Source organism: Salinicoccus sp. RF5, assembly GCF_020786625.1.
Classification (GTDB): domain Bacteria; phylum Bacillota; class Bacilli; order Staphylococcales; family Salinicoccaceae; genus Salinicoccus.
Genome location: NZ_JAJGRC010000001.1, coordinates 113,431 through 126,070, shown reverse-complemented (window position 1 = coordinate 126,070; position 12,640 = coordinate 113,431). Strand labels below are relative to the sequence as shown.

The window sequence follows — 12,640 nt, the reverse complement described above, 5'->3', positions numbered from 1 at the left end:
TTTCTATTGTAAATATATCCTGATTAATATGCATGAAACATATGGTTTGAATGGAGGGGCTGAAGGCTATACAGATAGAAAAGGACGGAGGGAAATCATGAAACAGGAATTGATGAACTTCACGGAACACAGAAATGCACCATTTCCCCACGGCCCCTGGACACTGTACCAGCGGTGGGAGAATCTATTATGCATGCACATTCCGGTAGATCCTGATGAACTTGCACCCCATGTGCCGAAAGAGCTTGAGCTTGATATATATGACGGTTATGCCTGGCTTTCCGTCTTCCCCTTTCAGGTACGGGATATGCAGTTTAGGGGCCTACCGACATTTCCATACTTCGACGATTTTCTTGAACTCAATGTCAGGACGTATGTGAGGTATAAAAACATACCCGGAATATATTTTTTCAGCCTGGATGCAGAAAAGACCATTCCTGTGATTGGTGCCCGCATGGGGACACTGCCCTATTACAAAGCGCGTATGAAATTGGCAGAAAAGAATGGGTGGATCCATTACCAAAGCCGCCGGCAGCACGGTTCACCCGCCTACTTCAAAGGGAAGTACAAAGCCATCTCAGAACCTGCAGAACCAATGCTTGCCACACTCGACTACTGGCTCCTGGAACGCTACTACCTTTTCAATACAGTGGGCAATACTGCCGTCCATGTCGGCATCCACCATCTGCCCTGGAAGCCAGCCCGTGCCTCTGCGGTGTATGAAATCGGCGGAATCAATTCACTTTTGCCAGGCGATATTGAAGGCGAACCGGTGCTCGCACACTATGTCGAAGCACTCGATGTCATCTTCTGGCCGCTGCAGAGCAGGGTGCCTGCCCCCTACTCCTGAAGCCATTCCCAGGCCTCATCGATCTGAGCCTTATCGAAATGCCGCACTTCTATACTGGGCATGAGATCGGCGACAGTCGAGCCGCCTTCGATCCAGGCAGGATTCGCGATTAGTGCAAACTTCCCGTATTGTTCCCAGTGCTTGACATCAATAACACTGCCCTTCAGGACGGCGCCAATATCTGCACCTTCCATGTCTTTAATATAGACCAGTGCGTTGAGCTTCTTTTCATTTCCATAGTGCTCATTGATGAAGGCTTCTGATTTCTCGGCGTCCTCCTCAGTCACTTTCCCATCCACTTCGACATATACTACATTTGGATATTCACTTTCCTCAAGTTTCATCATACTATCACCTCTCACGAATTGTGTTTTTATAGACCGCTACCCTTTTTGGATAAATGGAAACATCAGCCATAGAAGACGGGGAGATTCATGGAATCAAATATGAGGGACCGGCAGAGTGCCGGTCCCTCATATTTTCATTTCCTGTAATAGGATATATACTCCCCATCGAAATCATTGCCTACATAATCCGCACCATGTTTAAGCATCCAATCGGTATCCTTATAGTGGATCCTTTTGGCTTCGCCCGAGCGGACATATGGCTCCCAAAGATGGAGATGCATCACATGACGCTTTTTACCATTGTACTTATATGTAGTCTCCCTTATTTTGAAGCCCAATCTGAATTTATCCTTCAGGCTCGGTACATTTTCAGGCATCACTGTCGTAAGCACATTCTGGAATCTGCCGTCTGCCCGAACCATTTCAATGAGGTGCCTCCCCATGCTCGTCTGCAGACCCCTGCCCCGGTGGGACGGTGCAATGAAGCTGATCTCGGAATATATGACGCTTTCCTTATCTTTGATGCCTACATCATCCGCCAGATGCTCCTCCTCATCGGGTGTCGGAACATACATGGACCTGGAAGCCACGAGGTGTCCATCATCAACGGCTCCGATTATGAACCCTTGTGCAATGATTTCCTTGAACTCCCTTTCAGTCAGCGTCTGAAGGACTTCCTTGTCCTCAAGGCTTTCATATACCATGTTCTGGAGAGAAAGCAGTTCAGGCAGGTCTCCAAGATGCAGTGTTTTAAAATCCATCAAATCATCCTTTTTATTTATAATATGCTCACTAAGTCACGTTTGAGTCCATGTCACTGTGGATATATACATAGTGAGGAGTTGGTGCATATGGCAATCTTGGTAAAGGTTAAGGACAGCACGAACGACAGGACGGATTTCAAGTATATCCGGAATGATAAAGTGAATGAATTTGATAAATCAGACTACATTCTTCAGGAAACAACTCCAGAAGATGACAAATTCATACAGTTCATCTACCCCGGGCATACCGAAACATTCACACAATTCAAGATCAACTATACCAGAGGACGCTGAAAGCAGCGTCCTCTAATTTTTGTTCAGCACTTCATCAAGCCAGCTGAACATGAGGCCTGTCCATTGGGAAGCACGTGCGTCCTCCCTGCCGGTCACTTCTGTGGCAAGACTCAGACCATGGCTGCCGCTCTTGAATGTATGAAGCTCCCATGGCACCTGAAATTTCTCGAGCGCCTTCGCAAAATCCAGGGCGTTCTGTACAAAGACCAGCCGGTCTTCAACGGTGTGCCAGATGAAGGTCGGCGGAGTATCTTTCGACACATGGGCCTTGAGACCGGCACGATCGATGGTTTCGTCTTCCGCAGCGTGGCCGAATACCATCCTTGAAGCGGTCGTCATGTACTTCGGGTCCCCGATGCCGCGTTCCTCGGCTATATCCCTGTTCAGCATATAATCCAGTATCGGATAGGCCAGCACCTGGAAGTTCGGACGGTACCATCTCGGTTCCTGTCCTGTAAGGCTGCTCAACCAATCGGAATTCCAGTGGACACCGAGGCTTGCAGCCAGATGGCCACCCGCAGAGAATCCGACTGTGCCGATCTGATCCGGATTCACATTGAATTCATGGCAGTTTTCCCGGATGAAGGTGATCGTCTGCGCCAGTTCCACAAGGGGCCCCGGGAATTCCGATCCGAGTACTTCGTCCTGCTCCACCATGGATGCTATCTGATACAGTTCATCCCTATTGGTCTGTCTGCCCTCCCTGCGCATGGCCGAACCGATTGTGGAATACCTGAGTATGAATACATGATAGCCTTTCGCCAGAAACTCATACCCGACGGGTTCCGCTTCCCTTTCGGATACATACATATAGCTCCCGCCCGGGCAGATGACAACTGCCGGCCTGCCCTCCTTCTCATGTACTGTACTTTCCCCAAGCATCATCGTCACTTCAGCATGTTTTTCACCAATATAAAAGCTCTGCAGATTCATGTGTCTCCCCCATCATTTCAATTGATCAGTCTGTAAAGGTATATTTCGTTCCTGTATTCTCCATCTATGAACAGCGCATCGACCCGCTCACCCTCCTCCTTGAAGCCAAGTGCTTTATACAGCTCGATTTCTTCTGCAAAATCATCCCGTATGGAAAGCTCAAGGCGGTGGATCCGGTTCTCTTCCGCCCAGTGGATGGCTGCATTCAACAGGTTCCTGCCAATGCTGTTCTGCTGGTCCGTCTGGAGTACCCCCAGTGACACGTTGGCCCGGTGCGCCGTCATTTCATTATGGTTCCCCGCCAGGCTGATGTACCCTACAATCCCCTGGCTGTCTTTGGCGACGAAGATCTGACGTTTTGCGTTCTGCAGCACTGAAGAGAGCAGCGTCTCGGTATTTGAAATGTTGAGCGGCTGATCTTCGTACAGGTCATCTTTGCTGTTCTCCTCCAATGTCACAAGCAGGTTCAGGAACTGTTCAATATCCCGCATTTCTATCGCACGGATTTCCATACTCTACCTCCTTTCCTTAAGCAGTACATTCAATATGAAATCAAGCGCTGGTGGATTTTCTTTCCTGAGTCCATCAATGAAGGCACTGCGGTCGTAATGGATGTTCCTATGGGTGATGTGCACCGCGCCGTCATCCTCGATTTCGATGATCATGTAGGGGGCATAGGCTTTGGGCGTGACCCCAAGCGCTCCTGGATTCAGGAATAGCTGATGGCCATGTTCGAAATGGTGTCTCATATGATCATGGCCGAAAAGGACGATGTCATGCCCCCTGCCCCCGTAGATGGACGCCAGGCTCTCCACAGATGGTGCAGGGTCAATCGCACTATATGTATCGTCCGATTCCAGATGGTAATGTGTAAGCAGGATCTGTCTGCCTCCCTTTTCCCGCGTGTGTGTGAGGGGAAGCGTTGCGAGGTACTGTTCATACACCGGATCCAGATGCTCTGCCACCCACACGTGGTGATCATGCTCGGGACCGGTGACTTCGGAAGGTATGTGCCGGAAAGCCTTCAATACCTCTTCATCGTGGTTGCCGCGGATGATTGTGAGGTTCGGAAGCCCCGTAAGCAGTTCCAGAACTTCATTGGTCTGGTGGCCCAGCGAAACGATGTCCCCCAGACAGTAGACCGCATCAATATCGAACTTTTCCATATCCTTCATCACCTCTGACAACGCATCATAGTTGCCATGTATATCGGCGATGACCGCCATCCTTCTCTTCAATGTCCATACCCTCCATTACTTTCCACTCTTATGTTCCATTTTAACAAAAGTTCCTTCGTTCACCTATCATTTCATTCTCATGTTATCATATATGTAAAATAATAATGAGGTGTACCATGACCAGAATCTGCCTAGTGAGGCACGGCCTCACGGAATATAACCATCTGAGGAAACTCCAGGGTTCTTCAGACATCCCCTTGAATGCTGAAGGGGAATATCAGGCGCAGTGTGCCGCTGAAGAATTAAAGGAGGAACCCTTCGACACGATCGTTTCAAGTCCGCTCGGCCGCGCCTACCGCACAGCGGAAATCATAAACCAGCACCATCACCTTCCGATCCATACGATGGAGGAATTGAAAGAACAGCACTTCGGCACGCTTGAAGGGAGCCACATCGACCATATCATCGAAAAGTATCCAAATGGCGAACTTCCCGGTGCTGAAACATTTTCAGCATTGTCCGCCCGTGCTGAGAAAGCCATAAAACATATCCATGAACAGTTCGAGGGTCAGTATGTGCTGCTCACTGCACACTCCCGGACGATCAAGTCCATACTTGCACTGTTCAGCGATGAAATCGATATGCTCAGGACTAAGCTCGACAACTGCAGCCTGAGCCACATCGAATTCATCGATTCCGAATGGCATGTGCACACATATAACGTGCCTACTTATAAAGAAAGCAGACAGGAAGAGCATAATGGATAAAGGAGCATTGATCGTATGCAGAAGATAAGCGCGGCCGTCCAGCCCTTCAGAGGCACTCATTTCGACTATGGGGTGCAGCAGGCTGAGTGGCTGAAGCAGACCCACTATATGCAGAACAGGAACTACGAGTGGATAAAACGCCGGCCGAAGTTCGACCTCGACTACGATGAAACAAAGCAGCTCTATATGCATTTCGCCCCCCATATCTGGGAAGAGATAATGGGTCTTCAGGAATCCCTTGAAATCACAGACCGCGAAGTCCTCCTCAATCTTGCCCACTACAGGATATCACCGCGGGATAACGGATGCAGCGTCTACATGGATGACGATGTATTCATCAGGAACTATGACTATCATCCCAACACTTATGATGGAATGTATAAACTCTTCCAGCCCGAGCATGGATATGCGCATATCGGACCCGCATCTAGGGTAACGGGGAGAATGGACGGCATGAATGAACATGGCCTCGTCATGGCCTACAATTTCATGAACAGGAAACAGCCATTCGATGGGTTCACGTGCTTCATCATCGGCCGCTTCATCCTAGAATTGTGCAGGACGGCGGACGAAGCGGCTGCATTGCTTAAGGAACTCCCCCATCGCGGCGGCTTCAGCTACATCATCCAGGACAGGGGGAATCATTCCTTCATTGCGGAAACTTCAGCACGCGGCATGGAATTCCGTGAAGCGCAGATCTGCACCAACCACTATGAAAAGCTGGCGCATGAAAATCGGAGGTACCTCGTCGATTCGAAGGAGCGCCTTGATATACTGCAGGACATACATTCAACCTCAAGGGAAGAACTCCTCACACGCTTCACCGAGCCGGCATACGGCCTTTTCGTGGATAACTACAAAAGCTGGGCCGGCACCATCCATACATCCATATATGACCGGAAGAACTTGAAGACCGGTATCCGTCTTGGCGGAGAGGGACGCATGCATGAATTTGAGTTTGCAGCATGGCTGGATGGCACAGACATCACAGAGACAAAGCTCGACGGGAAAATCGATACGGACCTCAGCTTCACGAGCGCCGACTGGCAGTTGAAAACCAGAATCTAATTCCAGGGAGGTGGATATCATCCTCGAATTCGATAAGATCATATTCAATGACTTTGAGGTCATCATCCGGACGGTACTGGTGGGCATCATGGCCTACCTCTCACTCGTGCTCATCCTCCGGGTGAGCGGCAAGCGGACCCTGACCAAGATGAACGCCTTTGACTTCATCGTGACGATCGCACTCGGTTCCATCCTTGCCAGCATCATCACGAGCAAGGACATTACAATTGCCCAGGGACTCACTGCATTCCTTGTGCTTGTCATCATGCAGTACATCTTCACCAAACTCTCTGTAAAGAGCCAGGCCTTCAGCAGCCTGATCAAATCACAGCCCGCCCTCCTCTATTACAATGGGGAATTCCTGACACAGAACATGAAGAAGGAACGGGTGCTGGAAATTGAAATCAGGCAGGCAGCCCGCTCAAGCGGCAAGGATGACATGTCGGAAGTCATGGCGGTCGTCCTTGAGACCGATGGCAGCATTTCAGTCATCAGCAATCAATCCGATGAGCCGAGTCTCGACCGGCTGTTCAGGGAAGTAAAAAAATAAGACCCGATGGGTCTTATTTTTTTATCGGCAATATTCTGCCATATGTCAGTATGCGCCAGATCCACTCGAGTGGACCATAGCTGAATGCCTTCATCCATATGTGGCTGAGAACAATCTGCAGCATGAATGTTGCAAGTACAATCAGAGGGAACCATACCGCCCCGATCGTATTGAAGAGGTCGAACCCGAAAAACAGGACGATCATGAGTACGCTCTGCATGATATAGTTCGTCAATGCCATCTGCCCCACCGGCTGAAGCAGCCTGGTGAGCCCTTCAAAACGTCCGAGTATAAGAAGGAGGAGTGCGATGTATCCAAGTGACATCAATGGTCCCCCTGCTGTATATGCGAGCATCGTGGCAATAGACCATACAGGGTCATCCATACCGTATGTCATCCCATATCCGGTAGCCAGTTTTATCGGCAGACCGATGCCGATGCCCAAAACAACTACTTTCCACAGCATTCCACGGATGGAAGACAGTCTTTCGAAATAGCCTTTCTGCCCGGCATAAAGACCGATGAGGAAAATGGCGAGTACAAGTGGCACCATCACTATATTATTCGTCATCATCAGTCCGAATATGGATATATTCAGTGAAATGATCTCACCATAGGACCCCGCAGCTGCGGCCATCATATCCACACCGTAACCAGAGGCAGGAAGTGCACCCATGTCGACATCCCGTATTGAAAACATCAGAAGCGTGAGCAGCAGTACGAATACAGTGCCGAGCAGAAGAATCACAAACGAGATGGCAAGGTTGAACTTCGGAGGCAGACGATAGAAGAAAATAAGCAGCAGTCCTGTGATTGCATAGACGGTAAGGATATCACCATACCAGATGAATACAGCATGAATGATGCCGATGACAAGCAGGATGATCATCCTGCGAATGAATAATAGATATGTAGACCCTGATTTCTTTTCGGCCCGGGATAGGAAGATGTAGAAGCCGAGCCCAAAAAGGAAGGAAAACATCGTATAGAAATTGGAAGTTACAAGCGTATTGATCAGAAATATGACGATTGAATTGGTACCGGAATAGATATCACTCGTATTCATCGTCAGTTGATCTTCCATATGTGGGCCGGCAAAACTCATGATATTCATCATCAATATGCCAAAAAGTGCAAAGCCCCGTACCGCATCAATTTCGAACACCCTGGTTGATGACTGCACAGGCGAATAGTCGTGTTGCATAGCATACCTCCTGGATTATGGAATTCTTTACTGAATTATACCATTGATGAACATAATATATCGTTTCAATAGTAAAAGGGAACTCAAAGCCATTGAGTTCCCTTTTCGATCCAATCCATATCAGGCATCTCCATCGGAGTGCCTGTAACAAAGGAGTAGAGATAATATATGAGCAGTGCCACGAGCGGCAGAAATACGAACACGAAGAGCAGCACTTTCAGGAATTTCGTAAATACGCGGTAAAGAATCCCGAGCACAATCAGTACGATGGCTGTCACAGCCACAGTCTGGAAACTGTAGCCGATATCTGCGAGATCCAGATAGTTCAGTCCATATATGACGAAAAATGACAGTGCAATAATCAGTATCAATCTGATGAACATTTGAACTCACACCCTTTTACTGGCATTATTGGTAGGATTTTTCCGTCTCCTTGACGAATATGGCGCACAGGAGACCCATGGCAATGATGAATACACTGAGCCATGGTGCATATCCGATGTCGAATTGGCTGATGTAGATGCCGCCGATGACGGCCCCGATGCCTATGCCGAGATTGAGTCCGGACATGTTCCAGCTGAAGACCACAGCGGCAGAACCCTGTACGTTCTCGACCAGGCCGCTTTGGACGGCCGGGCTTGTACTCCACTGGAATAGGCTCCAAAGGAAGAGGTTGATATAGAACAGTACCGGAATGCCATATATCAGCGGCATCGCCGCCATCGATATGATGAACAGCGACAGCATGATCATCAAGGTGCGGCGTGTGCCGATCCTGTCGACCAGATTGCCGCCGAGGATGGTTCCGAGCATACCGCCGACACCGGCGATGAGAAGTGCAACGGAAACATTTTCAATGCTGTACCCATTGGTCGTCATGAGCGGGGAAATATAGCCGAGCACAATGTAGTTACCGATCAGTACAGACATCGTGATCCCTATGTAGAGTACGATGTTCCTCTTGTCCAGTATCTTGTCCGGGACGGGATCACCCAGATCGTCACCCCTCCTGTTCGGTGCCAGGGCGATGATGCCTAACCCTACTATAACTGCTATCACAATGACAAGCCAGAAAATGACCCGCCATCCGAACTGCTGTCCGATGATTGTGCCGATTGGAATGCCAAAGACGTTTGCTGCACTGAAGCCCATGTAGACGAGGGCGATCATGCGGCCGCGTATTGCGGGTTCGGAAAGCAGCACGGTCATATCCATGATCTTGACGATGAATACCGCTGCTGCAAGTGCCGTAATGACACGCCCCAACGCCAGCATCATGAATGTACTGGACAATCCGAATACTACGTTCCCGAGAATGAACACGACCAGTGAGACGAGGATTACAGGTTTCGGCCTTAATTTCTCAGTTGCCTTGACCAGTATCGGCCCAAATATCGCAAAACTCACTGCATACACTGTAATCAGCTGTCCCGTCAAGGCATTTGAAATGCCGAGATCCGAACTCATCAGTTCCAATATACCGGAGATGATGAGTTCCATCATGCCCAGAAGAAAGACGCCGACGGTAAATGTCACCAATAATTTTCTATTCATTATAACCACCCATTCAAAAAGTCAACCTGATTATTATACAACATATCACGATTCAATCAAACTGATACGTGTTAAAATGAGTATGAGGTGGTATTATGAAAAAATTGCTTCCATTGCTCATATTTCTCCTTCTTGCAGGGTGTGCGCAGGCTGACCAGGATGCCCTGGACGAACTTTACGAAGCTTTCGAGAGGAATCATGATGAACTGGAAACCGAATTCTCCACTATGCTCGAGGAAATGGAGGACAGCGGTGAGGCAGACCGGGAAGCACAGCTCAAGCTGATCTACGATGAGATGCTTCCGGCAATTGAAGATTTCAGGCGGACCATCCATAATTATTCGGTCACCGGATCAGAGCATGAACAGCTCAAGGAAGAGATGCTCACCTATATCGATTCCTTGGAGACGCTCGTTGAACTGAACGGGGAGTTCAGCCGTACCGTCATCAACTATAACCCGCTTGGGGATTCAGAATTCAAAGAGGAAGTCGATGCGATCCTTGCCGAAATAGAATCCCAAGAGGAGCTGGTGGATGAACGCTATAATCAAATCCAGGACCATTATGGGGAGCTTACTCCCGATGAAGGCTCATAGAAAGACTTGTCCAAGTTAGGACAAGTCTTTTTTTACGTACCTTTCCATGAAGTTCAGATGAGTGATTCTTTCAGCAAAGTCTTCACCATACCTCTCGACGAGCGCTTCTACAAGGTTCTGGTATTTCCCTGCGTCTTCAAGTCCCTCCACATATGATGCGATGCCGTCGAAATCCGAGCCGAGTCCGATGGCCTGCTCACCTCCAAGCTCGATGATCCGGTCTATGTGCGCGAAAAGTGCTTCTATACCAGGAGTCCCCTCCTCGATGAAGGGCGGATTGAAGACGATGTTGACCATGCCGCCTTTATTGATCAGCGCTTTTATCTGCGCATCATGGAGATTTCTCCGATGGTCGAATATTTCCCTTGCATTCGAATGTGTTGCGATGACGCGCTCGGCACTCCTGATGACATCATCCACGCCTTCAGGATTAAGATGGCTCACATCCACCAGGACATTGTGGCGGTTGCAGCAATCCACCACATCGAATCCGAATTTAGACAGGCCGGTGCCCCTGTGCTCGCCTACACCGTCGGCAGCAAGGTTTCCATCGTTCCATGTAAGGCCGACGGACAGTACACCCAGCCTGAAGAGGGTCCTCAGCTTCATCAGATCATTCCCTATCGCGTCCACCCCTTCCAGAGCAAGCACAGCACCGATCTCCCCTTCTTCCAGACGGTCGATGTCCTCGAAGTTCCGTATGTGCACGAAACCGTCTTCCGCCAACACTTCATTATAGAAGCAATCCACCTGTTCGAGTGCATGCTGCCATTTCTCATTATCCGGCAGCATCGGTGGGATGAAGATGGCAAAGAACTGGACCTTGACGCCACCTTTCCTCAGTTTCTCTGCACTCGTATCGAGATTTTCCCCATCCTTGAAATTAAGGCTGCGTTCTTTGCTACGGTAGCTTTCTCTGTAGTCGGATTGAAGTTTCAGCAGTGCATCACAATGTGTATCGATGATTTCCATTCCATCTCCTCCTTTTCTGCGAGTATAACAATAATCATGGATGTCTTGAATCAATAAGAAAAGAATTAGATTGCATAACTATTACTAGTTGTATAAAATAAATTCAGTATGTGAAAACGTTTTCTTTTTCTTTGAGATTTACAAGTTTAAATTGCTATGTATAATTATTTAATAAGGAGGCTTTATTATGCATAAACGTGCAATTTTATTTAAATTCATCATTCCTTCTCTGATTGGGGTATTCATGTTCCTCTTCCCCCTGAATATCGATGGGGAGACGACGATACCCGTCGCCTATCTTGCAAATGCACTCAATGAACTGATTGGCTATGACAATGTTGTTCTCATCGTCGTCATACTGATAAATCTTTCTGCATTGCTGACCATCCTGTTCAGTTGGGTAGTCAATCCGGGTTACGAATTCCTCAGGAACCTGTTCCGGATGAATGCAGTATGGGTCATCCTGCGTGTGCTGGGTGCAGTATTCTCGCTGATGGCATATTTCGTCTTCGGTCCAGAGTTCATAAATTCTGAAAACACAGGCGGACTGATGCTCTATGATCTGCTGCCGACACTGTTTGCCATATTCCTTTTTGCCGGCATACTGTTGCCGCTCCTGCTCAACTATGGTCTGCTCGAATTCGTCGGCACCATGTTCGCCAAAATCATGCGTCCGCTGTTCACCCTCCCGGGCCGTTCCACAGTCGATAACCTGGCATCATGGGTCGGAGACGGTACGGTTGGTGTCCTGCTGACGAGCAACCAGTATGAGAATGGCTACTACTCGAAAAGGGAAGCTGCGGTCATCGCGACGACCTTCTCCGTAGTCTCCATCACGTTCTCAATCGTCATACTCGACCTGATCGGTCTGATGGACCGTTTCCTGCTGTTCTACATGACGATCATCATCGCGGGCATCATCGCCGCATTGATCATGCCAAGGATTCCGCCCCTTTCCCGCATCAAGGATGACTATTATGTAGAGGGTAGAGCAATAGATGAAACCGTCCCTTCAGGATACAATCCGGTCACTTGGGGTTACAAGAAGGCCCTCGACCGGGCACATGAAGCTGAAGGTTTCGGTGATTTCCTGAAAGATGGTGTGAAGACCGTCGGGGACATGTGGTTTGCAGTGTTGCCGATCGTCATGGCAATCGGGACACTCGGGACGATATTTGCGGAGTACACACCCGTCTTCACATGGATCGGCGCACCTTTCGTACCGGTTCTCGAACTGATGAACGTGCCGGAGGCACAGGCCGCGTCAGAATCGCTCTTCATCGGGTTCACCGATATGTTCCTTCCCGCCATCCTAATTGAAGGCGTCTCTTCAGATATGACCCGCTTCATCATCGGTACACTGAGCATCACCCAGCTGATCTACCTTTCAGAAGTCGGCGGCGTCATACTCGGTTCGAAAATACCGGTCGGCATCGGAAAATTGTTCATCATCTTCCTATTGCGTACCGCGATTACACTGCCGGTCATCGTAGTGATTGCCCACATATTCTTCTAAAATGAAAAGAAGCGCCTCTGGTCATATCGACCAGAGGCGCTTCTCAA

16 protein-coding genes are annotated in these 12,640 nt (G+C 48.9%); 7 read left to right on the top strand and 9 right to left on the bottom strand.

Annotated elements, in window-relative coordinates; all coding sequences use genetic code 11:
- Nucleotides 1-97: 97 nt before the first annotated feature.
- On the top strand, nucleotides 98-850 hold the full coding sequence (locus LLU09_RS00790; protein WP_228310066.1) for a YqjF family protein: 753 nt from the start codon (nucleotides 98-100) through the stop codon (nucleotides 848-850).
- Here the strand turns inward: LLU09_RS00790 and LLU09_RS00785 are convergent.
- Together LLU09_RS00785 and LLU09_RS00780 are read right to left on the bottom strand one after the other, a co-directional pair.
- Entirely contained in the window at nucleotides 841-1,197 is a 357-nt protein-coding gene (locus LLU09_RS00785) for a SpoIIAA family protein (protein WP_228310065.1), read from the bottom strand. The two genes, LLU09_RS00790 and LLU09_RS00785, sit on opposite strands and share 10 nt — an antisense overlap.
- 134 nt (nucleotides 1,198-1,331) lie before the next feature.
- The gene (locus LLU09_RS00780) at nucleotides 1,332-1,958 is read right to left on the bottom strand and encodes a GNAT family N-acetyltransferase (protein WP_228310064.1); all 627 of its coding nucleotides are present in this window, start codon (nucleotides 1,956-1,958) and stop codon (nucleotides 1,332-1,334) included.
- Nucleotides 1,959-2,048: 90 nt separating this feature from the next.
- On the opposite strand from LLU09_RS00780, the gene LLU09_RS00775 reads away from it, so the two are divergent.
- A complete protein-coding gene (locus LLU09_RS00775) occupies nucleotides 2,049-2,255 on the top strand; it encodes a hypothetical protein (RefSeq protein ID WP_228310063.1) in 207 nt (68 codons plus the stop codon).
- 12 nt (nucleotides 2,256-2,267) lie between these two features.
- On the opposite strand, the gene LLU09_RS00770 is transcribed toward LLU09_RS00775, so the two are convergent.
- Genes LLU09_RS00770 through LLU09_RS00760 form a run of 3 tightly spaced genes read right to left on the bottom strand, consistent with a single transcriptional unit; the run spans nucleotide 2,268 to nucleotide 4,426 of the window.
- Nucleotides 2,268-3,188 (bottom strand): alpha/beta hydrolase, encoded by a 921-nt coding sequence (locus LLU09_RS00770; RefSeq protein ID WP_228310062.1) that lies wholly within the window; start codon nucleotides 3,186-3,188, stop codon nucleotides 2,268-2,270.
- A 17-nt stretch (nucleotides 3,189-3,205) separates the two neighbouring features.
- Nucleotides 3,206-3,700 carry a GNAT family N-acetyltransferase gene (locus LLU09_RS00765; RefSeq protein ID WP_228310061.1) on the bottom strand — a complete coding sequence of 165 codons (495 nt, stop codon included), beginning with the start codon at nucleotides 3,698-3,700 and terminating at the stop codon, nucleotides 3,206-3,208.
- Between the two features lie 3 nt (nucleotides 3,701-3,703).
- Nucleotides 3,704-4,426, bottom strand: coding sequence for a metallophosphoesterase family protein (locus tag LLU09_RS00760; protein ID WP_228310060.1), 723 nt, complete (start codon nucleotides 4,424-4,426; stop codon nucleotides 3,704-3,706).
- A 116-nt stretch (nucleotides 4,427-4,542) separates the two neighbouring features.
- Here LLU09_RS00760 and LLU09_RS00755 point away from each other — a divergent pair, with 116 nt between their 5' ends.
- The 3 genes from LLU09_RS00755 to LLU09_RS00745 are packed head-to-tail and all read left to right on the top strand — an operon-like array spanning nucleotide 4,543 to nucleotide 6,751.
- Nucleotides 4,543-5,133, top strand: coding sequence for a histidine phosphatase family protein (locus LLU09_RS00755; protein ID WP_228310059.1), 591 nt, complete (start codon nucleotides 4,543-4,545; stop codon nucleotides 5,131-5,133).
- A 15-nt stretch (nucleotides 5,134-5,148) separates the two neighbouring features.
- On the top strand, nucleotides 5,149-6,201 hold the full coding sequence (locus tag LLU09_RS00750; protein ID WP_228310058.1) for a C45 family autoproteolytic acyltransferase/hydrolase: 1,053 nt from the start codon (nucleotides 5,149-5,151) through the stop codon (nucleotides 6,199-6,201).
- A 37-nt stretch (nucleotides 6,202-6,238) separates the two neighbouring features.
- Complete coding sequence (locus LLU09_RS00745) at nucleotides 6,239-6,751, top strand: DUF421 domain-containing protein (protein WP_483314029.1); 513 nt, start codon at nucleotides 6,239-6,241, stop codon at nucleotides 6,749-6,751.
- Between the two features lie 13 nt (nucleotides 6,752-6,764).
- On the opposite strand, the gene LLU09_RS00740 is transcribed toward LLU09_RS00745, so the two are convergent.
- The 3 genes from LLU09_RS00740 to LLU09_RS00730 form a co-directional block, all read right to left on the bottom strand.
- Nucleotides 6,765-7,955, bottom strand: a complete 1,191-nt coding sequence (locus LLU09_RS00740; RefSeq protein WP_228310056.1) for a DUF418 domain-containing protein — start codon at nucleotides 7,953-7,955, stop codon at nucleotides 6,765-6,767.
- A gap of 83 nt (nucleotides 7,956-8,038) precedes the next feature.
- Nucleotides 8,039-8,338 carry a hypothetical protein gene (locus tag LLU09_RS00735; RefSeq protein WP_094905393.1) on the bottom strand — a complete coding sequence of 100 codons (300 nt, stop codon included), beginning with the start codon at nucleotides 8,336-8,338 and terminating at the stop codon, nucleotides 8,039-8,041.
- A gap of 25 nt (nucleotides 8,339-8,363) precedes the next feature.
- The gene (locus LLU09_RS00730; protein ID WP_228310055.1) at nucleotides 8,364-9,509 is read right to left on the bottom strand and encodes an MFS transporter; all 1,146 of its coding nucleotides are present in this window, start codon (nucleotides 9,507-9,509) and stop codon (nucleotides 8,364-8,366) included.
- A gap of 95 nt (nucleotides 9,510-9,604) precedes the next feature.
- Here LLU09_RS00730 and LLU09_RS00725 point away from each other — a divergent pair, with 95 nt between their 5' ends.
- Nucleotides 9,605-10,105, top strand: coding sequence for a hypothetical protein (locus LLU09_RS00725; RefSeq protein WP_228310054.1), 501 nt, complete (start codon nucleotides 9,605-9,607; stop codon nucleotides 10,103-10,105).
- A 15-nt stretch (nucleotides 10,106-10,120) separates the two neighbouring features.
- Here the strand turns inward: LLU09_RS00725 and LLU09_RS00720 are convergent, their stop codons facing one another.
- Nucleotides 10,121-11,077: a dipeptidase gene (locus LLU09_RS00720; protein ID WP_228310053.1), complete on the bottom strand. Its 957-nt coding sequence runs from the start codon at nucleotides 11,075-11,077 to the stop codon at nucleotides 10,121-10,123.
- A 187-nt stretch (nucleotides 11,078-11,264) separates the two neighbouring features.
- Here LLU09_RS00720 and LLU09_RS00715 point away from each other — a divergent pair, with 187 nt between their 5' ends.
- Nucleotides 11,265-12,593: a YjiH family protein gene (locus tag LLU09_RS00715; protein WP_228310052.1), complete on the top strand. Its 1,329-nt coding sequence runs from the start codon at nucleotides 11,265-11,267 to the stop codon at nucleotides 12,591-12,593.
- Nucleotides 12,594-12,640: the final 47 nt, after the last annotated feature.

Bases quoted from the DNA above. Each gene is read 5' to 3' on its own strand.
- LLU09_RS00790 (WP_228310066.1), top strand. From the start codon at position 98: ATGAAACAGGAATTGATGAACTTCACGGAACACAGAAATGCACCATTT.
- LLU09_RS00785 (WP_228310065.1), bottom strand. From the start codon at position 1,197: ATGATGAAACTTGAGGAAAGTGAATATCCAAATGTAGTATATGTCGAA.
- LLU09_RS00780 (WP_228310064.1), bottom strand. From the start codon at position 1,958: ATGGATTTTAAAACACTGCATCTTGGAGACCTGCCTGAACTGCTTTCT.
- LLU09_RS00775 (WP_228310063.1), top strand. From the start codon at position 2,049: ATGGCAATCTTGGTAAAGGTTAAGGACAGCACGAACGACAGGACGGAT.
- LLU09_RS00770 (WP_228310062.1), bottom strand. From the start codon at position 3,188: ATGAATCTGCAGAGCTTTTATATTGGTGAAAAACATGCTGAAGTGACG.
- LLU09_RS00765 (WP_228310061.1), bottom strand. From the start codon at position 3,700: ATGGAAATCCGTGCGATAGAAATGCGGGATATTGAACAGTTCCTGAAC.
- LLU09_RS00755 (WP_228310059.1), top strand. From the start codon at position 4,543: ATGACCAGAATCTGCCTAGTGAGGCACGGCCTCACGGAATATAACCAT.
- LLU09_RS00750 (WP_228310058.1), top strand. From the start codon at position 5,149: ATGCAGAAGATAAGCGCGGCCGTCCAGCCCTTCAGAGGCACTCATTTC.
- LLU09_RS00740 (WP_228310056.1), bottom strand. From the start codon at position 7,955: ATGCAACACGACTATTCGCCTGTGCAGTCATCAACCAGGGTGTTCGAA.
- LLU09_RS00735 (WP_094905393.1), bottom strand. From the start codon at position 8,338: ATGTTCATCAGATTGATACTGATTATTGCACTGTCATTTTTCGTCATA.
- LLU09_RS00730 (WP_228310055.1), bottom strand. From the start codon at position 9,509: ATGAATAGAAAATTATTGGTGACATTTACCGTCGGCGTCTTTCTTCTG.
- LLU09_RS00725 (WP_228310054.1), top strand. From the start codon at position 9,605: ATGAAAAAATTGCTTCCATTGCTCATATTTCTCCTTCTTGCAGGGTGT.
- LLU09_RS00720 (WP_228310053.1), bottom strand. From the start codon at position 11,077: ATGGAAATCATCGATACACATTGTGATGCACTGCTGAAACTTCAATCC.
- LLU09_RS00715 (WP_228310052.1), top strand. From the start codon at position 11,265: ATGCATAAACGTGCAATTTTATTTAAATTCATCATTCCTTCTCTGATT.